The organism is Gluconacetobacter asukensis (genome assembly GCF_014174375.1).
Taxonomy (GTDB): Bacteria; Pseudomonadota; Alphaproteobacteria; order Acetobacterales; family Acetobacteraceae; genus Gluconacetobacter; species Gluconacetobacter asukensis.
Genome location: NZ_JABEQE010000001.1, coordinates 456,091 through 481,210, shown reverse-complemented (window position 1 = coordinate 481,210; position 25,120 = coordinate 456,091). Strand labels below are relative to the sequence as shown.

General features: G+C 67.7%; 20 protein-coding genes. 13 read left to right on the top strand and 7 right to left on the bottom strand.

All coding sequences use genetic code 11. The annotated features are described in order from the left end of the window. Positions 1–80: 80 nt before the first annotated feature. From HLH35_RS02165 to der, 4 genes are all read left to right on the top strand, one after another. A complete protein-coding gene (locus HLH35_RS02165) occupies positions 81–461 on the top strand; it encodes a hypothetical protein (RefSeq protein ID WP_182977624.1) in 381 nt (126 codons plus the stop codon). A gap of 130 nt (positions 462–591) precedes the next feature. Further along, positions 592–1,281 (top strand): tetratricopeptide repeat protein, encoded by a 690-nt coding sequence (locus tag HLH35_RS02160; RefSeq protein ID WP_182977540.1) that lies wholly within the window; start codon positions 592–594, stop codon positions 1,279–1,281. Between the two features lie 87 nt (positions 1,282–1,368). Next, positions 1,369–2,739, top strand: coding sequence for a PQQ-binding-like beta-propeller repeat protein (locus tag HLH35_RS02155; RefSeq protein WP_182977539.1), 1,371 nt, complete (start codon positions 1,369–1,371; stop codon positions 2,737–2,739). Between the two features lie 117 nt (positions 2,740–2,856). Further along, a complete protein-coding gene (gene der / locus HLH35_RS02150; protein ID WP_182977538.1) occupies positions 2,857–4,275 on the top strand; it encodes a ribosome biogenesis GTPase Der in 1,419 nt (472 codons plus the stop codon). Positions 4,276–4,350: 75 nt separating this feature from the next. On the opposite strand, the gene HLH35_RS02145 is transcribed toward der, so the two are convergent. From HLH35_RS02145 to HLH35_RS02130, 4 genes are all read right to left on the bottom strand, one after another. After that, on the bottom strand, positions 4,351–5,337 hold the full coding sequence (locus HLH35_RS02145; protein WP_182977537.1) for an aromatic ring-hydroxylating dioxygenase subunit alpha: 987 nt from the start codon (positions 5,335–5,337) through the stop codon (positions 4,351–4,353). Next, positions 5,334–5,927: a DUF3159 domain-containing protein gene (locus tag HLH35_RS02140; protein WP_182977536.1), complete on the bottom strand. Its 594-nt coding sequence runs from the start codon at positions 5,925–5,927 to the stop codon at positions 5,334–5,336. The genes HLH35_RS02145 and HLH35_RS02140 overlap by 4 nt, the downstream gene beginning before the upstream one ends. 14 nt (positions 5,928–5,941) lie before the next feature. Continuing rightward, positions 5,942–6,700, bottom strand: a complete 759-nt coding sequence (locus HLH35_RS02135; protein WP_182977535.1) for a MerR family transcriptional regulator — start codon at positions 6,698–6,700, stop codon at positions 5,942–5,944. 106 nt (positions 6,701–6,806) lie between these two features. Then, positions 6,807–8,150: a GntT/GntP/DsdX family permease gene (locus tag HLH35_RS02130; protein ID WP_182966875.1), complete on the bottom strand. Its 1,344-nt coding sequence runs from the start codon at positions 8,148–8,150 to the stop codon at positions 6,807–6,809. Between the two features lie 307 nt (positions 8,151–8,457). Here HLH35_RS02130 and HLH35_RS02125 point away from each other — a divergent pair, with 307 nt between their 5' ends. The 4 genes from HLH35_RS02125 to HLH35_RS20130 all read left to right on the top strand — a co-directional run bounded on the left by HLH35_RS02125 (position 8,458) and on the right by HLH35_RS20130 (position 16,335). After that, the gene (locus HLH35_RS02125; protein WP_182977534.1) at positions 8,458–9,885 is read left to right on the top strand and encodes a sugar porter family MFS transporter; all 1,428 of its coding nucleotides are present in this window, start codon (positions 8,458–8,460) and stop codon (positions 9,883–9,885) included. 9 nt (positions 9,886–9,894) lie between these two features. Next, positions 9,895–10,641, top strand: coding sequence for a dienelactone hydrolase family protein (locus HLH35_RS02120; RefSeq protein ID WP_182977533.1), 747 nt, complete (start codon positions 9,895–9,897; stop codon positions 10,639–10,641). A 66-nt stretch (positions 10,642–10,707) separates the two neighbouring features. After that, the gene (locus HLH35_RS02115; RefSeq protein WP_182977623.1) at positions 10,708–12,021 is read left to right on the top strand and encodes an MFS transporter; all 1,314 of its coding nucleotides are present in this window, start codon (positions 10,708–10,710) and stop codon (positions 12,019–12,021) included. 243 nt (positions 12,022–12,264) lie between these two features. Beyond that, positions 12,265–16,335 (top strand): GAF domain-containing protein, encoded by a 4,071-nt coding sequence (locus HLH35_RS20130; protein WP_182977532.1) that lies wholly within the window; start codon positions 12,265–12,267, stop codon positions 16,333–16,335. A gap of 375 nt (positions 16,336–16,710) precedes the next feature. On the opposite strand, the gene HLH35_RS02105 is transcribed toward HLH35_RS20130, so the two are convergent. Then, positions 16,711–17,361 carry a class I SAM-dependent methyltransferase gene (locus HLH35_RS02105; protein ID WP_182977531.1) on the bottom strand — a complete coding sequence of 217 codons (651 nt, stop codon included), beginning with the start codon at positions 17,359–17,361 and terminating at the stop codon, positions 16,711–16,713. Continuing rightward, a complete protein-coding gene (ubiA, locus tag HLH35_RS02100) occupies positions 17,358–18,272 on the bottom strand; it encodes a 4-hydroxybenzoate octaprenyltransferase (RefSeq protein WP_182977530.1) in 915 nt (304 codons plus the stop codon). The genes HLH35_RS02105 and ubiA overlap by 4 nt, the downstream gene beginning before the upstream one ends. 166 nt (positions 18,273–18,438) lie before the next feature. On the opposite strand from ubiA, the gene HLH35_RS02095 reads away from it, so the two are divergent. From HLH35_RS02095 to mbfA, 3 genes are all read left to right on the top strand, one after another. Further along, on the top strand, positions 18,439–19,191 hold the full coding sequence (locus tag HLH35_RS02095; protein WP_182977529.1) for a 16S rRNA (uracil(1498)-N(3))-methyltransferase: 753 nt from the start codon (positions 18,439–18,441) through the stop codon (positions 19,189–19,191). Between the two features lie 75 nt (positions 19,192–19,266). Further along, positions 19,267–20,679 (top strand): glutamate--cysteine ligase, encoded by a 1,413-nt coding sequence (locus tag HLH35_RS02090; RefSeq protein WP_182977528.1) that lies wholly within the window; start codon positions 19,267–19,269, stop codon positions 20,677–20,679. Positions 20,680–21,035: 356 nt separating this feature from the next. Continuing rightward, a complete protein-coding gene (gene mbfA / locus HLH35_RS02085) occupies positions 21,036–21,995 on the top strand; it encodes an iron exporter MbfA (protein ID WP_182977527.1) in 960 nt (319 codons plus the stop codon). A gap of 126 nt (positions 21,996–22,121) precedes the next feature. On the opposite strand, the gene pdxR is transcribed toward mbfA, so the two are convergent. Next, positions 22,122–23,537 (bottom strand): MocR-like pyridoxine biosynthesis transcription factor PdxR, encoded by a 1,416-nt coding sequence (gene pdxR, locus HLH35_RS02080; protein WP_220790487.1) that lies wholly within the window; start codon positions 23,535–23,537, stop codon positions 22,122–22,124. 96 nt (positions 23,538–23,633) lie between these two features. Here pdxR and HLH35_RS02075 point away from each other — a divergent pair, with 96 nt between their 5' ends. Continuing rightward, entirely contained in the window at positions 23,634–24,296 is a 663-nt protein-coding gene (locus HLH35_RS02075; protein WP_182977526.1) for a pyridoxamine 5'-phosphate oxidase family protein, read from the top strand. Positions 24,297–24,417: 121 nt separating this feature from the next. Beyond that, positions 24,418–25,080 carry a LolA family protein gene (locus HLH35_RS02070; RefSeq protein WP_182977525.1) on the top strand — a complete coding sequence of 221 codons (663 nt, stop codon included), beginning with the start codon at positions 24,418–24,420 and terminating at the stop codon, positions 25,078–25,080. Positions 25,081–25,120 lie beyond the last annotated feature (40 nt).

Below are 25,120 nucleotides of genomic sequence, written 5' to 3'. Positions count from 1 at the left end.
GTCGGCATAGGCGGCATCGTCCGCGATCTCCGTCATCGTGACGGCGGGACCGTAGTAAGGAAGGATGTCTCTTGGGTGCCATGATCTCGGGCCGGTTTCTGGCCTGTGCCGCCGCCCTGTCCCTGACCGGGGGGGTAACGGTCGCCCGCGCGGCGGAAGTGACGTGGTCCGCGCCCGCCTGTGGAAAGGAGCCGGCCGCGCCCACGGTCGATTCCAGCAGCGTCGCGCGCTACAATGCCAGCGTCGATGCCGCGACGGCGTATGAAAAGGCCGCGCGGGCCTATAATGCCTGCGTCGCCGGTGCCGCTGCGCACGATGAGAATACGATCAGTGCCCAGGCCAAGGCCCGCATCGATCAGGTCCATCAGGCCAGCGTGGCCGTGCAGCAGCGGATTGCCGGCCATTTCGCGCGGCTGACCGCCGACCTCAAGGCCGGGGCCGCGCGCTTCTCGCGCCACTGAGCGCTTCCCCCGGTTCGCTTCGGGCCGGCGCATGCGGGTTTGTTGCCCGCGTGCGCCGGGACGGCTATGGTCCGCCCTTGGAATGACGGGCCCGGGCCCGTCGCGGCTGGATGCGGAGAGCGGTTGAGACGTGGCTGACGACATCTTCAGGGAAGTCGACGACGACATGCGCATGGAGCGTCTGCGGCTGATGGCCCGGCGCTATGTCGGCGCGGCGGTGGCGGTGGTGGTGGTGGCCGCTGCCGGCGTGGGGGGCTGGCAATATCATGCCTGGCGAGGGCGACAGGCCGCGCAGGCCTGGGGCACGACCTATTTCACGGCGCTGCGCGCGGCCGATACCAGCCACATCGCCCCCGGCGAGACCAGTGCGCTGACCCCCCAGCAGAAGGACGCGCTGGCGCGTCTGGCGACGCTGGACGGCGTGCCCTCCGGATTGCGGACGCTGTCGCGGCTGGAACGCGCGGCGCTGCTGGCCTCGAGCGGCGATAGCAAGGGCGCGCTGGCGCTGTGGAGCCAGGTAGCGGACGATCAGGGCGCCGATGCGCTGCTGCGCGGGCTGGCCAGCCTGCTGTGGGTGCAGCACCAGATCGACAATGGCGATCCGGCGGTGCTGCGTTCGCGCCTGGCCACGCTGGACGGCGCGGGCAAGCCGTGGCGCGGGCTGGCGGAGGAATGCGAGGCGATGCTGGACCTGCGCCAGGGGCATCTGGCCGATGCGCGCCGGCGGCTGGGGCAGCTGACGACGCAGATCGACGTGCCGGAGGCGCTGCGCAGCCGGGCCGGCGGCATGCTCCAGACCCTGAATGCCACACCGTCCTAGGCAGTGCCAGGCGGACAGTGTTTTCGTGCCGTCGGGCGTACAGAAACCGAAATGGCCCCGTTTTTCCTTTCGTAGCGCAGGATTTCCATGAACAAAGTTCTGACCCGCCGGCATGCGCTCCTGGGTGGTGCGATGGTGCCGGTCCTGGCCGGATGCAGCCTGTTCGATGATGACGAAAAGCCGTTGCTGGCGGGCAAGCGTGTCGACGTGCTGGCGACGGGTGCCGGCCTGATGGTCGATCCTGACGACAAGGCGCCGATCGCCATTCCCGCCCAGACCGCGATCGGCGAGTGGCTGCAGCCGGGGCGCGTGCCGACCCATGGCGGGGTCAACATGGCCTGGGGCGGCCAGATGCGGCGCGAATGGTCGCACGGGATCGGTGCCGGCGTGTCGGAGCCCGAGCTGCTGTCCTACGCCGCGCTGGGCGATAGCGGGCGCGGCGTGTTGCAGGCGACGCCGATCGTGGCGAATGGCCGGATCTTCGTCAGTGACGCGCAGGGGGTGATCCGGGCCTATGAATGGCCGCGCATGCGCGAGCTGTGGCACTTCACGCCCAAGCCGAAGAAGATGCGCTCCAGCAATCTCGGCGGCGGGTTCAGCATCGCCGGCGACACGCTGTATATCGTCGACGGCGTGGGACAGGCCCTGGCGGTGGAAGCCGCGACCGGCAAGGTGAAGTGGCGGGTCGATACCGAGGCGCCGGGCCGCTCGGCGCCGACGGTGGTGGATGGCAGGCTGTTCTTCGGCACCATCGACGAGCGGCTGCTGGCGCTGGATGCGGCGACGGGGCGCGTGCTGTGGACCTATGCCGCCACCGAGGCCGTGACCGTGATCTTCGGCCAGCCCGCGCCCGCCGTGGTGGGGGATGTGGTGGTGGCCGGGTTCGGTTCGGGCGATCTGGTCGCGCTGCGGGCGGCCAGTGGCGAGGTGGTGTGGAGCGACACGCTGGGCAGCACCAACGGCCAGGATTCGACGGTCGATTTCTCCTGCGTGCGCGGGATGCCGGTGATCGTGGACCAGACGGTCTATGCCATCAGTGCGGGCTCGGTCCTGGTGGCGATCGACCTGCGGTCGGGCCGCCGGCTGTGGGAGCGGACCGTTGCCGGCCAGGATACGCTGCTGGTGATCGATAACTGGCTGTATGTGCTGTCGCTGGACCAGCAGCTGGCCTGCCTCGACCGTGTGAACGGGCATGTGCGCTGGATCACCCAACTGCGGCGCTATCGCCGGGTCGACGCGCAGAAGAATGGCGTGACCTGGACCGGGCCGATCATGGCCGGGAGCAAGCTGGTCTGCGTCAGCACCATGCCCGAGACCGGCTATGTCACGGTCGACCCCGCGACGGGTGCGCTTCTGACGGTCGGAAAGCTGCCGGGGGTTGCCACGGTGACGCCGATCGTGGTGGATGGCCGGCTGCTGATCGTGACCGACGACGGCAGGCTGAACGCTTACAGCTAGGGCCTGATCGCTTCGGGTCGCAGCGACCCGAAGCGTGAATCAGTCTCCAAAACGATATAAGAGAGTAGGGTGCGCCCGCATGGGCGAGCGCATCGTGTTCGAGGGATAATCTCTACCTTGGCCAAGCTTCCTTCCGTTCCGACCGGGGATGACCTGCCGATCGTCGTGATCGCCGGGCGTCCGAATGTCGGCAAGTCGACGCTGTTCAACCGCCTTGTGGGGCGGCGGCAGGCGCTTGTGGCCGACACGCCGGGCGTGACCCGCGACCGCAAGGAAGCCGAAGCCACCGTGCGCGGGCGGCGGGTGCGGCTGATCGACACCGCGGGGCTGGAAGAGGCCGCGCCCGATACGCTGTACGGGCGGATGCGGGCCTCGTCGGAATCGGCGGTGGCGCAGGCGGATCTGGTCGTGTTCTGCATCGACGCGCGGGCGGGCATTACCCCGGCCGACGAGCATTTTGCCGCCTGGATCCGCCGCCAGGGGCGGCCGGTGCTGCTGGTGGCGAACAAGGCCGAGGGCCGCCAGGGTGCGGCCGCGGCCATGGAGGCGTTCGCGCTGGGCCTGGGGACGCCGCTGGCGATTTCGGCCGAGCATGGCGAGGGCCTGTCGGAACTGATGGGCGAGATTGCGGACCGCATGCCGCCCGAGGCGCCGCCGGAGCCGGTGGAGCCCGTCGAATATGGCGAGGACGGGGAAGAGCTGGACGAGCGGCCGCCCGGGCCGCTGCGCCTGGCGATCGTCGGCCGGCCCAATGCCGGGAAATCGACCCTGCTGAACCGCCTGCTGGGCGAGGAGCGGATGATTACCGGCCCGGAGCCGGGCCTGACCCGCGATTCCGTCACCGTGCTGCTGCATGACGAGCAGGGGCCGATCCAGCTTGTGGACACGGCCGGCCTGCGCCGCCGGGCGCGGGTCGAGGACGGGCTGGAGAAGATGTCGACCTCGGCCACCATCGAGGCGCTGAAGATGGCCGAAGTGGTGGTGCTGGCGCTGGATGCCACGCTGGGCGTGCATGAGCAGGATCTGCAGATCGCCCGCCTGATCGAGCGCGAGGGGCGGTGCTGCGTGCTGGCGCTGAACAAGTGGGACGCGGTCGAGGACCGGATTGCCACCAGGCAGGCGATTTCGGACCGGATCGAGACCTCGCTGGCGCAGATGCGCGGGATTCCGGTCGTGTCGTTCTCGGCGCTGACCGGGGCGAACGTGCACAAGCTGCTGCCGGTGGTGCGGCGTGCGCATGAAGTGTGGAACAAGCGCATTCCGACCGGGGCGCTGAACCGCTGGTTCGAGATGATGCTGGAACGGCACAGCCCGCCGCTGGTGAGCGGACGCCGGCTGAAGCTGCGCTACATGACCCAGGCCAAGGCCCGGCCGCCGACCTTTATCCTGTTCGGCACCCGTGCCGAGCTGCTGCCCGAGGATTACCAGCGTTATCTGGTCAATGGCCTGCGCGAGGAATTCGACCTGCCGGGCACGCCGATCCGGCTGCTGCTGCGCGGCACCCGCAACCCGTATGCGGAGGGGGCCTCGTCGTAGGGCCGGGCGGGGGTGAACGCTTCGGGGCTCGGGACTGTCTCGCTGTTGCCGTAAGGCGCGGCGAGGCAGCTTTGCTCAACTCAGCACGCATATGCTCCTGTTGCCTGAAAATGCCTCTTCCATTCGCCCTTGCGATGCAAGGCGGATGGAGCGCCGGGCGGAAAGCGTCGTCGCGTCCGCTTCCACGCTTTGCTCGAAAGCGTCTCCCTCATACGCGTAGGCACGCTGCGCCGATTCGAGCACATGGCGGTCTTGTGCCAGTATTTCAGGTTCCTTGTCCGACCAGATCGGCGCTGCCGGTTCATGTGTCGGCTCCCGTTGCAGCAACCAATGCTGGATGCATCGGCCGGGCGTGGTGGGAACGTGGTGAAGGACGAGCCTGAAGGTTTCGCTGCTTCCGACCGTCACCCGGTCGGGCAGGTCGAAGCGCAGCAGCGTGCCGGGCGCGCTCACTGTCAATCCTCCCGGATCGGTCGCCAGTTCGTACCGGGTTGGCTGGAAGCCGGCTGCCTGTGCGCGGAACCATTGCGGGTGCATGTGCGGATGGGTGAATGCCGCGTGGCAGATATCGAGATTGTTCTCGATCGGCATGATCGCTTCACAGGCTAGCGCCGTTGCGCCCTGCAGCCAGGCATAACGATCGAACCCGTGGATCGGCAGCGGTTGTCCATTCGGTTCGCCCTTGCCTGTCCATACCCAGACATAGAAGTCGCGCTCCACGGTGGGATAGGCGCGCACCGGCGCTGTCCTGACCGGCTGTTCGGGGCGTAGGGAGGGGATGTGCCGGCAGCGCCCCGTGCCGTCGAACCGCCAGCCATGATAGGCACAGGCGATCTGACCCTCCGAGACCGTACCGAGCGACAGGGCGACGCCGCGATGCGGGCAACGGTCGTGCATGGCGTGTGCGCGACCCTCGCTGTCGCGGAACAGGACGATGGCCTGCCCGTGGATCACGATCGCGACCGGTGCATCCGTGAGGCGCGAGCTGGCCGCGCCGACATACCATGCCTCCTGGGGCAGGGGTACACGGTCGGCGGCGGTGTTGGTCGGCAGCTCTGTCATGATGAGGAATCCTGCGCGGGGTGGAAGAAGCCGAGCCGCTGGCATAGAGCGAACACGTGCCGTCCGTTGATGCTGACCAGCAGCATTGCGCCGAGGCTTGCCCAGGCGATCACCGTTCGGATCGCCGCCGCCTGAACCAGGGGAAATGCGGTCATGATCCACAGGAAGGCCGCCGCTCGTGCGACGAAGTAGAGCGCCCAGGCATAGGTAAAGGCGCGAAAGAAGCGGACGATCTCCGGACGATCGACGGGGATGTCCGGACGCCTTCGGCGGGCGAATGTCATCACGATCGGTTCGCGGCCCGATGCTCCGACCGCGAAGGCCGCAGCGGTGAGGAGGTTGATGATCGCCCCCTCATAGCGGATCATGAAAGGCGTGCGTGCCCACAGGTCGATGCATCCGAAGACAAGGGCAGCGCCGTTGGCGAGCAGCCAGAGCGGCGGGAATGCGCGATGCGTCAGCAGCCGCCACGCGCCTTCGAGCAGCATGAACAGCAAGGTCGCTGCGATGGCCGGCCTGACCCCGAACGCGAGAAGGACAGCCCAGTAGAGCACCAGCCCGCCAAAGGTGTGGAACAGGCTGCGGAGCATGGCCAGGACCCGGTTCATCGGGCTTTCTCCGCGCGTGCGTGCGCCGCCATGGCCTGGCCGAGGAATTGCCAGCCTTTCTCGTCCATCGGCAATGAGCGTGCGATTTCGGGGGCGGAAAAACCGTTTTGCCAAAAGTGTGTAAGCGCGGTGCGCATGGCGGGATCGCCACCAGTCAAGCGGTTGATCAGTTCGGCCGTTTTCGCACCCAGCAGGCGCGCGCGGGGCGTGTCGGGTGGCCCGTCGATGATTGACGCCAGTTCCTGATGGACGGCTTCCCATTCCGTTTCGATCGACGGGGCGACCCCCGCCAGCAGGCGCTGCTGGGCGGGCGTGAAGCATCGCGCCGCAAGCGCCTGAAGTGCTGGCGTCCAGCGCAGCCGCGCCGGTTCGGCCCGGGCGAAGGCTGCCAGCGTCTCACGGTCGATGCTGCCATGCTCGCGCAGATGCCGGCGGGCGCGGCCGATCAGCGACAAGGCTTCAGTGATGTGCGCCTGCTGTTCTGCCAAGGCTTCGGCCTGGAGGTCCAGTATGGCTGCGAGATCCGGCTGCCCCGCGGCAAACATTTCGGCAATGCGGGCAATCGTAAGGCCGAAGCGTCGCAGCAGCAGGACGAGGTGAAGTCGCTCACATTCGGCCTGACCGTAGGTCCGCCAGCCATGACCGTTCCGTACCGGCCGGATCAGCCCGGCTTCCTCGTAGACACGGAGGGTTTTGACCGTCACCCCGAAGCGGCGGGCGATAGCTGCCGCTCCGTCTGGAAATGGTGAAGCCATCGATCGATTTTTTGCCATGCGATCGGTGGTAAGGTCATCCCCTGGGGATGACGCAAGCTGTTTCTTGCGATTGTTGTCGCTTGTTCCGGGATTTCGGGCGGGCGGCTTAGTGGATGAAGAGTGAGGCTAAAAGACAGAAGGCCAGGCCCAGGACGGCGATCAGGGTTTCGATGACCGACCAGGTCTTGATCGCCTGGCCGACGGTGAGGCCCAGATATTCCTTGATCTGCCAGAAGCCGGCATCGTTCATCGGGCCCAGCGCCACCGAGCCGGCGCCGGTGGCCAGCACCATCAGTTCGGGCGACGTGCCGTGGCTGTGCAGCAGGATCGGGCCCACGATGCCCGAGGCGGTGCTCATGGCCACGGTGGCCGAGCCGGCGGCGACGCGGACCACCACCGCCAGCAACCAGGCCAGCACCAGCAGCGGCACATGCGCCCCCACCGCGACATCGGTGATGGTCTTGGACACGCCGCTGTCGATCAGTTCGCGCCCGAAGCCGCCGCCGGCGCCGACCAGCAGCATGATCAGTGCCGTCGGGCCCAGGCATTCGGTGGTGAAGCGCAGGATCGTCTCACGCGAGAAGCCGCGCGCCAGGCCGAGGACGTAGAAGGACAGCACGGTCGCCAGCAGCAGGGCGATGTCGGTATTGCCCATGAAATGCAGGACGGTGTTCGGCAGGCCGCCGGGGCGGGTGACCAGGTCGGCGGCCGAGCCCACCAGCATCAGCAGCACGGGTGCGAGGATGGTCAGCACCGTGGTGAGGAAGGGCGGCATGTCGGTCGGCGTGTCCTTGCCGGCGAACTGTTCGGCCAGCGCGGCCTCTCCTTCCGTGTGGATATGCGGCGTGATGAAGCGGGCATAGACCGGGCCGGCGAGGGCGGCGATGGGGGTGCCGATGATCACGCCCCAGAAGATCGTGCGGCCCGTATCGGCATGGTACGCCGACAGGGCCAGCAGGGTGGCCGGGTGCGGGGGGATCATCGCATGGGTGACGGAGAGCGCCGCCCCCATCGGCAGCGCCAGCAGCAGCAGGGGCGTGGAGGTGCGCCGCGCGAGCGTGAAGGCCAGCGGGATCAGCAGCACGAACCCGACCTCGAAGAACACCGGCAGGCCGATCAGCAGGCCGATGACCATCATGGCCCAACTGATGCGTTTCTTCCCCGCGATGCGGGTGATCGTGAGGGCGATCTGGTCCGCGCCACCCGATTCGGCCAGCATCTTGCCCAGCATCGTGCCCAGCGCGATCACGGTCGCGATATGGCCCAGCACATGGCCCGCGCCCTCCTCGAACGAGGCGACGGCCTTTTCGGGCGGCATGCCGGCGCAGATGGCCAGCAGGAGGGAGACGCAGACCAGGACAATGAAGGGATTGAGCTTGTAGCGCCCGATGAGGAGCACGACGGCGCCAATCGCCGCGGTTGCCAGGGAAATCGCCAGGATTGGGGACATTGAACCGCGTCTGCAGTGAATGGGAACGTGTATCAGCGCGGAACGGGCGCGCGAATGTCAATGGCTCGGGGCCTCATATCCGGGAGAGGCGGGTTGGTTCGCTATCGGGTCGTTTTTTTCTTCGCGCGCCCGATCACCAAGGTCTCTGGCCAGAATGGGGGATTTGGTCCCATAACGAACCGTTTCCGCGGTTCGCGGTGTCGGGAACGGACTTGCATGGAACGCAACAGGATAGGACAGGGGCGGGAGACAAGCTGCCCGGGCGCCCCGCCGCAGGGTGCCGAATCCGGGATAGGGAATCCATGACATGACAGCGGACCAGACGAAGACGAGCCAGGCGGCGGCCGGACCCGCCGGACCCCATGGCGGGTCGCACGCGGCCGCGCGGGCGGTCGTGGTCGGTATTCTGGCCGCGATGGCCGGGCTGATGTTCGGGCTGGATACCGGCGTCATCGCCGGGGCGCTGGGCTTTATCGGCGATGAATTCCATGCCGCCGCGCGGACGCAGGAATGGATCGTCTCGTCGATGATGGCCGCTGCCGCCCTGGGCTCGCTGGTGGCCGGGCGCATCTCGTTCCGGCTGGGGCGGCGCCGGGCGCTGCTGGCGGCGTCGCTGCTGTTCGTCGCCGGGGCGGGGCTGTGCGCGCTGGCGCCGTCGGTCGCCGTGTTGATCGTCGGGCGGATCCTGCTGGGCCTTGCGGTCGGGATCGCGGCGTTTGCGGCACCGCTCTACATTTCGGAAGTGTCGCAGGAATCGGTGCGTGGGGCGATGGTGTCGTTCTATCAGCTGATGGTCACGCTCGGCATCTTCCTGGCCTATGTCACCGACAGCCTGCTCTCCTATGGCGGGCACTGGCGCTGGATGCTGGGGCTGATGGCGGGGCCGGCGGCGCTGTTCTGCGCCGCGTGCCTGTTCCTGCCTGACAGTCCGCGCTGGCTGATGATGCGCGGCGAGCGGAGCCGGGCCAGCCAGGTGATGCGCCTGCTGCGCGTCAGCCCGGCCGAGGCCGATGCCGAGATCCGCGACATTGCGCAGGAGCTGAAGCGCGAGGGGGGCAGCGGGCTGGCGTTCTTCCGCAGCAGCCCGAATTTCCGCCGGTCGGTGCTGCTGGGGGTGGCGTTGCAGGTGATGCAGCAGGTCACCGGCATCAACGTGCTGATGTATTACGCGCCGAAGATCTTCCAGGCCGCCCATTTCGGCGTGTCGGCCGCGACCTGGGCCACGGCGCTGATCGGGCTGGTCAACATGGCCGCCACCGGCTTTGCCATCGCCTTCATCGACCGCTGGGGGCGGCGGCCGCTGCTGATCCTGAGCTGCGCGATCATGACGGGTGCGATGGTGATGGCGGGCGGGCTGGCGGCGGTCGGTGGCGATTCGACGCCGATCCTGGGCGGCATGGTCGCGGCGCTGCTGCTGTTCGTTGCCGGCTTCGCCATCGGCGCGGGGCCGATGGTGTGGACGCTGTGTTCGGAAATCCAGCCGCTGCGGGGCCGTGATTTCGGCATTGCGTGCTCCACCTTCACCAACTGGGCGGCGAACTGGCTGGTCAGCAACGTGTTCCTGACCGTCATGGCCGCGCTGGGCCAGAGCTGGACCTTCTGGCTGTTTGCCATCATGAACGGATTGTTCATCGTGATCACCCTCGCCTACGTGCCCGAAACCAAGGGCGTGTCGCTGGAGGAGATCGAGGCGCGGCTGATGGCGGGCCGGAAGCTGCGGGAACTGGGACGGTAGGGCGGGACGATGATACTGCGCGGCGACGAAACCCAGGATATCGCGACGGCCACCGGCCCGATGCGGCTGCATGTGCTGCGCCCGGCGGCGGAAGGGCGCTTTCCCGGTGTGGTGCTGTTCTCGGAGATCTATCAGGTGACGGCGCCGATCCGCCGGCTGGCCGCGATGGTCGCGGGGATGGGCCATGTGGTGGCGGTGCCGGAAGTCTATCACGAATACGAGCCCGCCGGATGCGTGCTGGCCTATGATGCGCCGGGCACCGATCGCGGCAACGAACTGAAATATGCCAAGCCCCTGGCGGCCTATGACGAGGATGCGCGCGCGGCGGTGGCGTGGCTGGCGGCGCATCCGGCCTGCACCGGGCGGATCGGCACCATGGGCGTGTGCCTGGGCGGGCATCTGGCGTTGCGGGCGGCGATGAACCCTGCCGTGCAGGCGGCGGCGTGCTTCTATGCCACCGACGTCCATTCCGCGTCGCTGGGCGCGGGGCGGGCGGACGATACGCTGCGCCGGCTGGACGAGATTTCCGGCGAGGCGATGATGGTCTGGGGGCGGCAGGACCCGCATGTGCCCTTTGCCGGGCGCCAGACGATCCGCGAGGCGCTGGAGGGGGCCAGGGTGCGCCATGAATGGTATGAGGTCAACGGCCAGCATGCCTTCCTCCGCGATGAGGGGCATCGGTTCGACCCGGCGCTGTTCCTGCAGGCCATGGGGTGGGTCCAGGCGCTGTTTGCCCGTGCCCTGCGCGCGGGCTGACCGGCCGTGACCGGGACGGTCCTGCGCGAGGGCGACGGGCTTTACGGGCTGCCCAGGGCGCTGGCGATGTTTGCCGTGGCGCTGTCGGTCCTGCTGTCGGTGCTGGATTATGCCATCGCCAATGTCGCGCTGCCGACCATCGCGCAGGACATCCATGCCAGCCCGTCCTCGTCGATCTGGGTGATCAACGCCTATCAGATGGCGGCTCTGGCGACGCTGCTGCCGCTGGCCTCGCTGGGGTCGCTTCTGGGATTCGCGCGGCTGTGCCGGATCGGGCTGGCGACCTTCGTCGTGGCCTCGGTGCTGTGCGCGATGTCGCATACGCTGCTGGAACTGGCGCTGGCCCGCGCGCTGCAGGGCATTGGCGGCGCGTGCATCATGAGCGTGAATATCGCGCTGGTCCGCTTCATCTACCCGCATGGTGAAATCGGCAAGGGCATCGCACTGAACGGCGTGGTGGTGGCGACAGGCGTGGCGCTGGGGCCGACCATCGCCGCGGCCGTGCTGTCGGTGGCGGACTGGCCGTGGATCTTCCTGATCAACCTGCCGCTGGGCGGGGCGGCGATGGTGGCGGCGCTGGTCTATCTGCCGGCGACGCCGCGTAGCGCGTCCTCGTTCGACCTGGCCAGCGCGGCCCTGAACGTGGTGGCCATCGGCTGCCTGGTGGTCGGGCTGGACAGTCTGGTGCATCGCAGCGGGCCGGTGGTGGCGGTGTGGCTGCTGCTGATCGGCGGAGCGGCGTTCTTTCAGCTCGCGCGGCGGCAGACCGGGCGGTCGGACCCGATGCTGCCGATCGACCTGCTGGCGGTGCCGGATTTCCTGATCGCGTTCAGCGTAGGGTTCATGGCGTTCGTGGCGTCGAATTTCTTCATCATCTCCATGCCCTTCACGCTGGAGACGGTGCTGCATCGCTCGGCGGTGGCGACCGGGCTGCTGATCACGCCGTGGCCGGTGGGCATCGTCGCGATCTCGCCGCTGGTGGGGCGGCTGGCGGACCGGGTGCCGGCGGGTATCCTGTCCTCGGTCGGGCTGTGCGTGACGGGGACGGGATTCGTGCTGCTGTGCCTGCTGCCGCCCGATGCGGGGAACCTGGACATTGCCTGGCGCATCGCCATCGCGGGGATGGGGTTCGGGATTTTCCAGCCGCCGAACAATCGCGCGATGATGGTGGCGGCGCCGCACGGGCGCTCGGGCAGCGCCAGCGGCATGGTCTCGGTCGCGCGGCTGTGGGGCCAGACGATGGGGGCGATGTTCGTTGCCCTGACCTTCGGCTTCGTCCGCCATGACCCGACCCTGCGCTGCCTGGAACTGGCGGCCGCCTGTGCCTATGCGGCGGCGCTGATCAGTTCCAGCAGACTGCTGCGCGCGCGGCATGAGTAATGATTTTGTGCCCTTCTGGATAAAAAGAATTTTATTTAATGTATACCTGACGGAATAGGGAAAATTTCTTTTGAAAACAAATTATATTCTTATTCTGTTTATGGAAAATTGAGAGAAGCTTATGTTTGTAAGAAATAATTCTTTTACTCAATAAAATCATAAATATAACCCTAGTGCAGGGCTTATTTTTTAGCCAATGCTATAGTAGATGTTTCTCTCTATTCCGGTGGCTGGGGTTGTCTGATGCGTCTGCCGCGCTCTCTGTTGCCTGCCTCCCGACGCCTCACCTCGCTGGCGGAAGCCGCGATGGACGGCGGGGGGAGCGAAGGCGGGCAGCGCCAGTTTGTGCGCAAGCGGTTCCGGCGGTTGCACCGGCTGAATCGATTCAACGCGTTTCTGGCACGTGTCGGCATGGCGCTCGATCCCGCCCTGGGCGAAAGCGCCTTGCTGGACGCGGTGTGCGAGGCCGCGACCCGAAACGCGCGCCTGCGCGCCGCCTTTGTCGCCCGGCCGGACGAGGCGGGGGATTTCCAGCTGCTGGCGTGCAGCGGGCCGGTTGCGCAACTGCACGATCCGGCCTTTTCGGCCGCGCCGGACAGGCCGGCGCGGCACGGCCCTGCCGGGCGCGTCTGGCATGACGGGCAGCCGGTCTTTTGTGCCGATATCGCGCGTGAGGACGATCTGCTGCCCTGGCAGGCGCGCATGCATGCGCTGGGCGTGCGGTCCTGCGCGGTGCTGCCGCTGTGGCGCGCCGGCAGGGTCTGGGCTGTGTTCGGCGTGTATGACAGGCGGGAGGATGCGTTCGACCCCGCGATCAGGACCATCCTGCTGGAGGCGGCGGCCAGCGTTTCGCGCGGGTTGAGGATGTATGACGACCGGCGGTCGAAGGTGGCGCTGCTCGACCGGTCGCAGGTGGGAATCGTGCTGGTGCGCGACATGCGTATCCAGCGCGCGAACGCCTTTGCTGCCACCCTTGCGGGCTGCGCGCCGAGCGATCTGCACAATGTCCCGGCGGATACGCTCCTGGCCGGCAGGGATCATGGTGTGCAACTGGCGCAGGCGCAGGCGCAATTGCGCGCCAGCGGCCGGGCCAAGCTGTCCGGTGTGCGTCTGGCCCGGCCGGACGGGCACGATGTGATCGCTGATCTGTCCGCTGTGATGCTGGACGATTCGCCGGGTACGGATTCGGTGTGGACCATCGAGGACGTGACCGAGCGTGAGGAGGCGCAGCGCCTGTATCGCGCGCTGATCAATGCCGTGTCCGCCATGCTCGCCGCCGAGGACGAGGCGGAAAAATGCCGTGCGGTGTGCGAGGCGCTGGTCGACAATACACTGTTCAGCGCCGTCTGGCTGGTGCAGCCCGATCTGTCCGACCGGATGTGCGTGCGGGCCCAGGCGGGCAAGGGTGCGGACCTGATCGCCGGGTTGAACTGGCGGGTCGACACCAATGCCACCGCCGTGCCGATGACGGTGCGGGCCTGGCGGAACGGGGAGCTGGTCTTTACGAACGATCCGGCGACCGACCTTGCCGGAATCCCGGGCTATTGGCAGTTGATGGAGCGGGGGTGGCGCGGCGTGCTGTCGGTGCCGGTGGTGCGGGGCGGGCAGATCTGGGCCGTGCTGGCCTTCACGACGCAGCGGGCCGACGGTTTCGACGAGAAGAGTATTACGCTGTGCCGGCGGGTGGCGGACTTGCTGGGCCAGAATCTGGACCGGCTGGATGCCAGCAGCAATATGGAAAAATTGCGGCAGGAGGAGGCAAGGCGTGCCCGGCGCGACGCGCTGACCGCGCTGCCCAACCGGCTGGCGCTGGAGGAATATCTGCCCAAGGCGCAGGAACGGGCCCGCGAGCGCGGCACGTCCATGGCGGTCGGGCTGATGGATCTGGACGGGTTCAAATCCGTCAACGACACATACGGCCATGCCGCCGGCGACAAGGTGCTGACCGAACTGAGCCGGCGGTTGTGGGAAGCGCTGCGCGAGAATGGTTATGTTGCCCGGCTGGGGGGCGACGAGTTCGTGGTCGTTCTGGAAAACCTCGATACGGACATGGCGAACGACCAGGTCGAGGCGGCGCTGGACAGCCTGTCCTCGGTCGTGGCGGAGCCGTTTGTCCTGGATGACGGGAACACCGCCAGGGTAGGCCTTGCCATGGGGGTCGCGCTTTTTCCGCGGGATGGCGACCGGCCGGAGGCATTGCTGCGTCAGGCCGACAATGCGATGTACCAGGCCAAGCAGGGCAAGGGTAAGCGCGAGGGCAACTGGCATTTCGCAGCCGCCATCGAGGAAGCGCAGGATCTGGACGATGACGGCGCGGACCTGTTTCCCATTTCCCCTTATGGGGTGGCGGCTGCGGAGTTCATGGCGCCCGCGGTCGGGGCTACCGCGCGGATCGGGGAGAGGATTCGCAAGGGTGCGATCCCGGCGATCTGGCAGAAAAGCGGCGGTGTGACCGTGCTGGCCCATCTGACGCCGGAACAGCATGACCGCCTGAATGAGCGCGAGGCGAGGCATCTGGAGTTTCTGGCCGCCCCGGCGACCACCCGGAAGGACGTGCTTGTGACCGCGCGCACGTTGGGCGTCATGTATGCGCTGTTCGGCGTCGAGCAGGCCATCTTCGTCGCCGAGCAGAGCGGCTATCTGCGCCTGCTGCTGGCGGACATGGCGGCCCACGGCATCGGCAGCGACGACCGCTATCGCGTGCAGCAGATCATCGAGGCCCGCTATCGGGACGATCGCAGGATGCGGCGTCTGATCGGGCAGGGCGTGCACAAGGCCTATGCCGCTTCCGTATCCGAGGATATGCCCAGCGGCGCGTGGGGCCCGGTCAGTGCCGAGGCGCTGGCCGGCCTGGGGAAATTGCCCGGTATCCAGGCCGCTTTTCTGGTCCGCCCCAACACGAAAGGGGAGCTGGTCGCGCAATCGGTCGCGGGGCCGTGCGCCGCGGCGCTGGACGAGGCGCTGCTGCGCGGCGAGGTGCGGCCCGTGATTGCCGCCGGATCACCCCATGGCGGCTTTGTCGGTGCCCAGGCCTGGCGCACGGGCAAACGGCAGACCTGCCCCTCCATCGAACTGGATAGGGGCATGGCACCCTGGCATACGCTGATGGTGGATTTGCGAATCCATTCGTCCCTGAGCGTGCCGATCCTGCGTCGGGACGGGACCACGGCGCTGGTGCTGACCCTGTTCGGGGCCTGCCCCAACCAGTTCGAATCCACCAGCATGCGGGAATTTGCCGGCGGATTGCAGACGACATGGGAAACGCTGTGGCAGAACGGGCAGGGCATGTCCGACGAGCGTTCGTCCCGTCTGCGCGAGCGCCTGTTCTCCGGCGGCCTGCGCATGTTCATGCAGCCCATCGTCGATTTGTACACGGGCCAGGTGCTGAAGGTCGAGGCGCTGGCCAGGCTGAAGGATGCCGACGGCGCGATCCTTTCGCCCGCGACCTTCCTGACGCTGCTGGGGCATGACGAACTCGACCGGCTGTTCCAGATGGGGCTTGAGCAGAGCCTGGAATGGCTGCAATCGTGGGACGGAAAGGGTCTTTCCACCGGGATGTCGGTCAATCTGCCGCCGTCCTGCCTGTCGAACGCCAATATCCTGCGCGTGGTCGACGACATGCTGAAATGCCACGATATTGCCCCCGGCCGGTTGACGCTGGAAGTCCTGGAAACGCAGGACCTCGATCCGGACAGGCAGGGGGCGGTCCTGCAGAGTTTCCGTTCGATGGGTGTGCTGGTGGCCATCGACGATCTCGGGTCGGGGCATAGCAACCTGGTGCGGCTGTCTGCGACGCCGTTCGACTGCATCAAGGTCGACCGGGGCCTGTTACATTATATTCGCGACGTGCCCTTGCAGATTTTCAGCGTTATTCGCTCGCTGCAGGAAATGGGCAACGACATGCACAGCCAGGTGGTGGTGGAGGGGCTGGAAGATGCCGACATGATCGAGGCCATGCGTCATCTGGGCTGTCGCTACGGGCAGGGATTCGGCATTGCCCGGCCGATGCCCCCCGATGACTTCCTGGACTGGTATCGCACCTGTTCGGGCCAGGCGCAGGAGCAGGAAAGTGGCATCCATAGCGATCTGGGCGCGCTGGCCTGTCTGTGGACGGCCACGCGCGGCAATTCGCCGCAGGGCGGGTTTCATTTCGAAGATGGGCTGCTGACGCGATGGCTGGAAGAGCGCGGCCGGAATGACGGCGATGCCGCGGGATGGTACCGTATCCTGGCGGCTGGCGCCGTGTCGGAGGAGGTGGCCCGGGATCTGCGGGACTGGCTGGTGGAGCGCGTGGTCAATGCCGGGCGTGACTGACGCCATTCAGGCGGGGAATGCGCGTCGGATCGCCATCGGCGTGTATTCCTGATCGGAGCCTGTCTGGAAATGTGGGCTGGTGAGCGAGAGCGGCCCGTGAGGGGCGCGCCCGGCGTGTGTTTTTGAGCATCGGAGCGGAGCGGCCTTGATGGCCATGAGCACCGACGCGCAGGAAACGCGCGTCGGAGCGTCATCGGCGCGTATTCCTGATCAGAGCCTGTCTGGAAATGTGGGCTGGTGAGTGAGAGCGGACCGGAACGGGCCGCGCCCGGCGTGTGTTTTTGAGCATCGGAGCGGAGCGGCCTTGATGGCCGTGAGCACCGACGCGCAGGAAACGCGCGTCGGATCGCCACCAGGGCGCATTTCCAGACAGGCTCAGGGGGTGATGCGGTAGAGGGTGGTGCGGCGCATATCCCGATCCTCGAGTTCGCGCGTGGTCGGGACGTCGCGGGTGAGGATGGGGTGCAGGCCGGCGCGGGGCAGGTAGGCGCGGCCGGGATCGGCGATCCAGACCTCGGCGGTGCGCGCGGCGTCGCGCAGCCAGGGCAGGATATGCTCGGTCATCGGGTTTTCGTAGCAGACGTCGCCGCACAGGATCAGGTCCCAGCGCAGCGTGGTGCCGACCAGGTCCGCGCCGGTGGCGGTGACCGCCACGCCGTTGGCACGGGCGTTGAGCGTGATGGCGGCGACGGCCAGGGGGTCGATTTCGGCGGCTTCCACCATGCTGGCGCCGGCCTGCGCGCAGGCGATGGCGGCGATGCCGCAGCCGGCTGCGAAATCCAGTACCCGGCGCCCGGCGACCAGGGCGGGATTGTCCAGGATATGGCGGGCCAGCAACTGGCCGCCCGGCCAGGCGAAGGCCCAGAAGGGCGGTTCGATATCCTGTTGGGTCAGCCAGTCCTCGCTGGCCTGCCAGATCGGGGTGATCTGGGTGGCGAGGTGCAGCGTGATCTCGGGCACCAGCGGGGCATGGGCGGGGCTGGTGTTGGCGAGGATGAAGGATTCGGGATCGGGGCGGGTGTTCATCGGCTGGTCAGTCCGGCCAGGATGGCCAGGGCGACCGCCAGCCCCGTCTCGCGGTTGAAGCGGAACAGCATCAGGCAGCGGCGCGGATCGGTACTGTCGAGATGGGCGACCTGCCAGCCCAGCGCGATGGAAGGCAGCGCCATCGCCACCCAGAAGCCGATGGTGCAGCCGGCCAGCCAGCCGGCCAGCAGCAGGGCCAGCACCGCCAGCGCGTAGCACGTGCCGACGAACAGCCGGGGCTGGCCCGCCCACAGGCGCGAGGTCGATTTGACGCCGATGCGCGCGTCGTCCTCCATATCCTGGAAGCCGTAGATCGTGTCGAAGCCGAGCTGCCACAGGATGGTGGCGGCATAGAGTGCCGCCCAGGCGGCGTCGATGCGCCCGGCCGCCGCCGCGTAGCCCATCGGGGCGCCGAAGCCGAAGGTGAAGCCCATGACGAGCTGGGGCCACCAGGTGAAGCGCTTGGCCAGCGGATACAGCCCCACCAGCAGCAGTGACCCCACGCCCAGCACGCGGCACAGCGGATTGAGCTGGAGCAGGATAATCAGCCCGATCGCCAGCAGCAGGGCGAGGAACCAGGCGGCCTGGCGCATGCGCAGCGCGCCCGAGGCCAGCGGACGGCCTGCCGTGCGCGCCACCATGCGGTCGATGTCGCGATCCCACATATCGTTGACCACGCAGCCGGCCGACCGCATCACCACGCTGCCGATGGCGAACAGCAGCGCCAGCCGCAGGCGCTCGCCGGCCTCGACCCCGCCGGGGAGCAGGATGCCCCACAGGCCGGGCAGGAACAGCAGCCAGGTGCCGATGGGGCGGTCCAGCCGGGCCAGCAGCGCGTAGGGGCGCAGGGCTGCCGGCAGGTGGCTGATCCAGCCTGTGGTCCGGATGTCGGTATGGGGGAGCGGGGTCACGCTGGGGTCTCCGTCTGGACACACGGGCACAATAAAGGCATCGGGTGCAGCTGAGAGGGCTTTTGAAACAGCCTCTCATGCCCGCGTGTGATGGGGCGCGGGAGGGACGTGGTCAAGGGCCGGACGCGGGAGGGCGCGTTGCCGGCCGGTCGGAGGTGATGTCGTCATGAAGGATTGTCCCCGCCTGTTCGCCGATCCGGCCGGCCGGCCGCCGATGGAGGCGGATGCGGTGCGCGATCTGGAGCCGGGTCAGGCCCATTACCTCGGCACCGTGATGCGGATGGCGCCGGGGGCGGAAGTCGCGCTGTTCAATGCCCAGGACGGGGAGTGGCTGGCCAGCCTGGTGGCGGTGCGGCGCGACCGCGCGCAGGTGCGGCTGCTGCATCGCCGTCGCGCGCCGGAACCGGCCTGTGGGCCGGTGCTGCTGTTCGCGCCGCTGAAGCGCGATGCCACCGACATGGTGGTGCGCATGGGCACCGAGCTGGGGGTGACGCGCTTTCTGCCCGTGCTGACCGAGCGCACCAATACCCATCGGGTGAATGTCGCGCGGCTGGAAGCGATTGCCATCGAGGCGGCGGAACAATGCGAGCGGCTGGATGTGCCGGCGATCGGCGAACCGGCGCGCCTGCCCGAGCATCTGGCGGTGTGGCCGGCCGGGCGCACCCTGTTTGTGGCGGCCGAGCGCAGCGGGCCGGATGACGGGGTGGGGGAGATCGACATCGTTGCCGACGGGGACGGGCTGCTGGTGGGCCCCGAGGGCGGCTTTTCCGATGCCGAGCGGCGGATGTTGCGTGCGCGGCCGTTTATCAGGATGATCACGCTGGGAAAACTGATCCTGCGGGCGGATACGGCCGCCGCATGTGGCCTGTCCCTGATGGGGGCTGGCTTCCGGCGCGCGTCTGGTGCAGATTCCCGCTGACCGACCGGTCGGTCGCATGGCTGCGACGGACCCATCCGTCGATCCGTTCTGTGTTTGAAGGCTTGTTCAGAAACGATGTCGAACCCCGGCGAGCAAGATATTACCCCTATTGAATCGATCGGCCAACTGGCCGGGTTGCTGGCGGATGGGGGCAAGCCACGCGAACGGTGGCGCATCGGCACCGAGCATGAGAAATTCGGTTTTGTCCTGCCGGCTGCCGCCGGGCCGGAGCGTGCGCCCTGGATGCCGCCGCCCTATGCGCCCGACGGGATTGGCGAGATCCTGACCGACCTGAACCGCCAGGATGGCGGGGGCAGATGGGAAGCGATCGAGGACAAGGGCAAGCTGATCGGGCTGAAGGGAATCGGCTCCGAACGCGGTGGCTCGGTGTCGCTGGAGCCGGCGGGGCAGTTCGAACTGTCGGGCGCGCCGCTGGCCAGCCTGCACGATACGGGCCATGAGATGGCCCGGCATTTCGAGGCGATCCGCCCCATTACACGCTCGCTGGGCATCGGTTTCGCGCCGCTGGGCTTCCACCCGCTGGCGCGCCGCGCGGACATGCCGTGGATGCCCAAGAGCCGCTATGCGATCATGCGCAACTACATGCCCAAGGTCGGCACGCTGGGGCTGGACATGATGACGCGGACCTGCACCGTGCAGGTCAATCTGGATTTCGCCTCCGAGAGCGACATGCTGCGCAAGTTGCGCGTGTCGCTGGCGTTGCAGCCGGTGGCGACCGCGCTGTTCGCCAATTCGCCCTTCTACGAGGGGAAGCCGAACGGGCTGCTCTCCAACCGTGCCCATGTCTGGACCGATACCGACAATGTGCGGTCGGGCATGCCGCTGGCCTTCTTCGATCCGTCCTTCGGGTTCGAGGCCTATGTGGAATGGCTGCTGGACGTGCCGATGTATTTCATCGTGCGCGACGGGCAGATCCTGGATGTGGCCGGGCGGTCGTTTCGCGCCTGGATGAAGGGCGAGCGGCAGGACGGGCTGGACGGGCTGGTGCCGACCGTCGGCGATTTCGAGGACCATCTGACCACCGCCTTTACCGACGTGCGGCTGAAGCGGTTCCTGGAAATGCGGGGCGCGGATGCCGGGTCGCCGGAGATGATGCTGGCGCAGTCGGCCTTGTGGGTCGGGCTGCTGTATGACGATGCGGCGCTGACGGCCGCCGACGCGCTGGTGCGCGAGCAGGACTGGGCGGAGTATGTGGCGCTGCGTGCCGCCGTGCCGCGCCAGGGGCTGGATGCGCCGTGGGCCGGTGGGACGGCGCGCGATCTGGCCGCCCGCATGGTGGCGATTGCGACCGACGGGCTGCGGGCGCGCGCGGTGACGGATAATAATGGGCGGGATGAGAGCCATCTGCTGGCCCCGTTGCAGGCGATCGTGACCGGCGCGCCGACCCAGGCCGAGTATTGGCTGGAGCGGTATCATGGCGTCTGGCAGGGCGATGTGAGCAAGATCTTCGCCGAAGCCGCCGTCTGAGAGCGTGGCCGTAAATGCGGGCTGGTGGCGATCCGGCGCGCGTCCGCTGTGCGCCGGTGCTCACGGCCATCAAGGCCGCTCCGCTCCGGTGCTCGCGGACACACGCCGGCCGTGCCGCTTCGCGGCACTCTCGCTCACCAGCCCACATTTCCGGCCACGCTCTTCGCGGCTGATTGGCGGTGCACGCCGGGCGCGCTGCTTTGCGGCGTTCTTGCTCGCCAGCCCGCATGTGCGGCCAGGTTCTTCGTGGAGAGACGAGCTGGTGGTGTTTGTTTCTTTGTAGTCGATAACGCGACTAATTCTCACGATATCGAAACATCTTGTGCGGGACCGGAAGGTTCCGGCATATAGTGGCCATGCGCAAATTCACGACGCTGAACGATCAGGAAATCCTTGCCCTCGCGATTTCGAACGAGGAGGAAGACGCGCGGATCTATGCCGATTTCGCCTATGCTATTCGTGAAAAATATCCTGATACGGCCATGATTTTTACGGACATGGTGCATGAGGAGAACGAGCACCGGCGCGACCTGATCGACCTGTATGTGGGGCGGTTCGGCCAGCATATTCCGCTGATTCGCAGGCAGGATATCGCGGGGGTCATGGTTCGCCGGCCGGCCTGGCAGGTGCAGGGGCTGGGGATCGAGGCCGTGCGCGGCTATGCGCGGCAGATGGAGATGGATGCGGCGCGCTTCTATCGGCAGGCGGCGTTGCGCACGACCGATGCCGCCACGCGCAAGCTGCTGGGCGATCTGGCCGTGGCCGAAGACCGGCACGAGCAGACGGCGGGCGAGATCGAACTGAACCGCCTGCCGGCCAGCAAGCGCGAGGATGAGGACGAGGACGCGCGGCGGCGCTTCGTGTTGCAGGTGATCCAGCCCGGTCTGGTGGGGCTGATGGATGGGTCGGTCTCCACGTTGGCGCCGGTGTTTGCGGCGGCGTTTGCTTCGCACCGGCCATGGGAGGCTTTTCTGGTCGGGATCGCGGCGTCGGTCGGGGCCGGGATTTCCATGGGGTTTGCCGAGGCGCTGTCGGATGACGGCAAATTGTCGGGGCGCGGGGCGCCGCTGCTGCGCGGGTTGATCTGCGGGCTGATGACCACGGCCGGGGGGATCGGCCATACCGTGCCGTTCCTGATCGACCGGTTTCCGCTGGCCATGAGTGTGGCCATGGTGGTGGTGGTGGTCGAACTGCTGCTGATTTCCTGGGTGCGGTGGCGGTATCAGGATACGCCGTTCGGCTCGGCCGTGGTGCAGATTGTCTTTGGTGGGGCGTTGGTGTTTGCAGCCGGGATTCTGATCGGGTCGGCGGGATAAAGGATCTTCTTTTTCTGAAGAAAAAGAAGCAAAAAGACTTTTATTCGTTTGGGGCATCGTGTGCCCCAGCAAAAAACTCCTGAACGGATCAAAAGTTTTTTGGTTCTTTTTTTCAAAAAAGAACATCTACAGACACGCGCGAATCACCCGTGCCGCGCGATCCATGGCCTCCGGCGTGGCGGAAGCGATGCCCAGCAGCAGGCCGGGCTGGGCGGGGCCCAGATGATAGTCCGAGAGTGGGCGGACCCCGAGCCCTTGGGACCATAGGCGGCGGGCGATGGCGCGGTCGTCGCGTGTGGGGTCGGTGAAGCGGGCGGCCAGTTGCAGGCCGCCGGTGCCGGGGCCGGGGATCAGCACAGTGTCGCAATGGTGGCGCAGGGCGGCGAGGGCGCCGGCCATGCGGTCGGCGTAGAGGGTGTTCATGCGCCGGATGTGGGCGCGCAGATGGCCGTCGGTGATGAAGTCGGCGAGGGCGAGCTGGAGGTGGATCGGCACCGCGATGCCGCGTCCGGACAGGAAATCGGTGAGGGGGGCGACCAGCCGGGGCGGCAGCACGGCGTAGGCGACGCGCAGGCCGGGGGCGAGGATCTTGGAGAACGTGCCCAGATAGGCGACCGATCCGGTGCGGTCGATGCCTTGCAGGGCGGCGACCGGGCGGGTGTCGTACTGGAATTCGCTGTCGTAATCGTCTTCCAGCACCACGGCGCCGCTGGCGTGGGCGTGGCCCAGTACGGCCAGGCGGCGGCGCAGGCTCATATCCGCGCCGGTCGGGTATTGGTGCGAGGGGGTGACGCAGATCAGGCGCGGGGGCGGGCCGGGCGCGTGGGTGACGTCCATGCCTTCGCTGTCGCAGGGGAGGGGCACCAGCCGGGCGCCCGCGGCTTTCAGAATGGTGTGGATGGGGATGTAGCCCGGTTCCTCGACCCAGGCGACGGGGTTGGCGGCGGTGGAAAGGGCGATGCGGGCGATGGCTTCGACGGCGATGCGGATCGACGGGACGATGACGACCTGATCGGGCGTGGCGACGACGCCGCGTGTGGCCCGGACATGGGAGAGGATGGCGGCGCGCAGTTCCGGGGCGCCGGCGGCGCGGCCCCCGTAGCCCAGGTCGATCAGCCGGCCGGCGCGGGCGCGGGCGCCGAGGCAGCGGGCCCATGCGGCATGCGGGAAGGATGCGAGATCGGGGAGGCCGGGACGCAGGGCGTCGAGCACGATGTCCGGCATGCCGGGGGGCGGGGATGGCGGCGGGGCGTTGTGCCCGTGGAGGGGCGGGGAAGGCAGGGATGCGACGCGGGTGGCGGACCCGGCGCGGGCGTCCAGGAAGCCTTCGGCGCGCAGCCGGTCATAGGCCAGTACGATGGTGGAACGCGCCACGCCGAGCGCGCGGGCGAGGGCGCGGCTGGAGGGCAGGCGGTCGCCGGCGGCGAGCTGCCCGGCCAGGACCCGTTCGCGGATTGCGCGGTGGATCTGGCTTTCCAGCGGGCCGGATTCGGGGGTGAGGACCAGCCAGGCGGGCGGCGGAGGACGGGTTGCGTCGGTCACGGTGGGGCTCAACTGGTCTGATGGAAATGGAAGAACTGGATGTTAACGCCAGACCGTTTTCCGTCCAGCGTCGGTGGGCAACGACAGGAGCCTGTGATGACCGAGTCCTACCCCGTGACCGAACGCAGCCGGGTGCGGCGCGCCCATGAGCGCGGCAGCCACGCGCGGGCGGATGTGTATGCCGTGCTGGATGCCTCGCCCTTGTGCCATGTGGGCTATGTGATCGATGGCGCGCCCTATGTGACGCCGACGCTGCAATGGCGGGTGGGGGACCGGGTGTATTGGCATGGTTCGGCGGCCAGCCGGTTTCTGCGCGCGGCGCGAGGGACGCCTGTGTGCCTGACATGCAGCCAGATGGACGGGTATGTGATGGCGCGCTCGGCCTTCAGCCATTCGGTCAATTATCGCTCGGCCATGGTGTTCGGCACCGCCAATCTGCTGGAGGGGGAGGAGGCGATCGGCGCCGCGCTGCGCGACATGATCGAGGATTTCTTTCCCGGCCGGTGGGAGACGCTGCGGCCGATGACCGATCAGGAACGCAAGGCGACCGCCGTGTTGTGGATGGATATCGAGGAGGCCAGCGTGAAGGTGCGCAACGCGCCGCCGGGCGATGGGGCCGAGGGCGATTATCCGGTCTGGGCGGGCGTGATTCCGATCCGCACCGTGCTGGATGCGCCGTGCCCGGCGCCGGAACTGCCGGCGGACATGCCCGTGCCGGAGGGGCTGGCGGCGCTGGTGGCGTCGGGGCGGCTGCGATAGGGCGGGGGCATCGGGGGCAGCGCCTTGATCTTGCCGGAATGATCGGGCAACGAAGTCGGGCTGGACCGGTGCCCCGGCGGGGTGGCTGACCGGCGACCCCCCCTGCGACCGACCGGGTGCCATGACGCGACCGAACCGCCTGCCTTTCCTGCCGACCCGTATCGCGACCTGCCTGCTGGGCGGGCTGGTGGCCATGGGTTGCCTGCCCGTGGCGTCAGCACGCGCCCAGACGACGGTGGCGGCGACGCTTTCGCCCGCCGATCGGGGCTGGGTGCAGCGTATCCAGACCTATCTGGACGGCATTACGACGCTGGAGGCGCAGTTCCAGCAACTGGCGCCGGACGGCAAGCGCGCCACTGGCACCGCATGGCTGAACCGGCCGGGGCGGATGCGCTTTGAATATGACAAGCCCAGCCCGCTGCTGCTGGTGGCCAATCATGGGCAGGTGGTCTTCAACGACAGCCAGCTGGGCCAGACCACGACCCTGCCGCTGGACAAGACTCCTCTGGGGTTGCTGCTGCGCCCCGGCCTGCAACTGTCGGGCGATGTGACCGTTACGGCCTTTACGCATGCCAACGGGTTGGTGCAGGTCACGCTGGTGCGGACGGCCTCGCCGGGAGACGGGAGCCTGACACTGGTGTTCCATGACAATCCATTGTCGCTGCGCTCGTGGAGCGTGGTGGACGCGCAGGGGCAGGCGACGCAGGTCGATCTGTTCAATGTCCGCCTGGGGGGCGGCCCGATGCCGGACGGGCTGTTCGATACGAATATTGGTGACCAATAGGCGGGGCGTGCCGGGTGGCCCTTCCGCCGGCGGGCAGGCG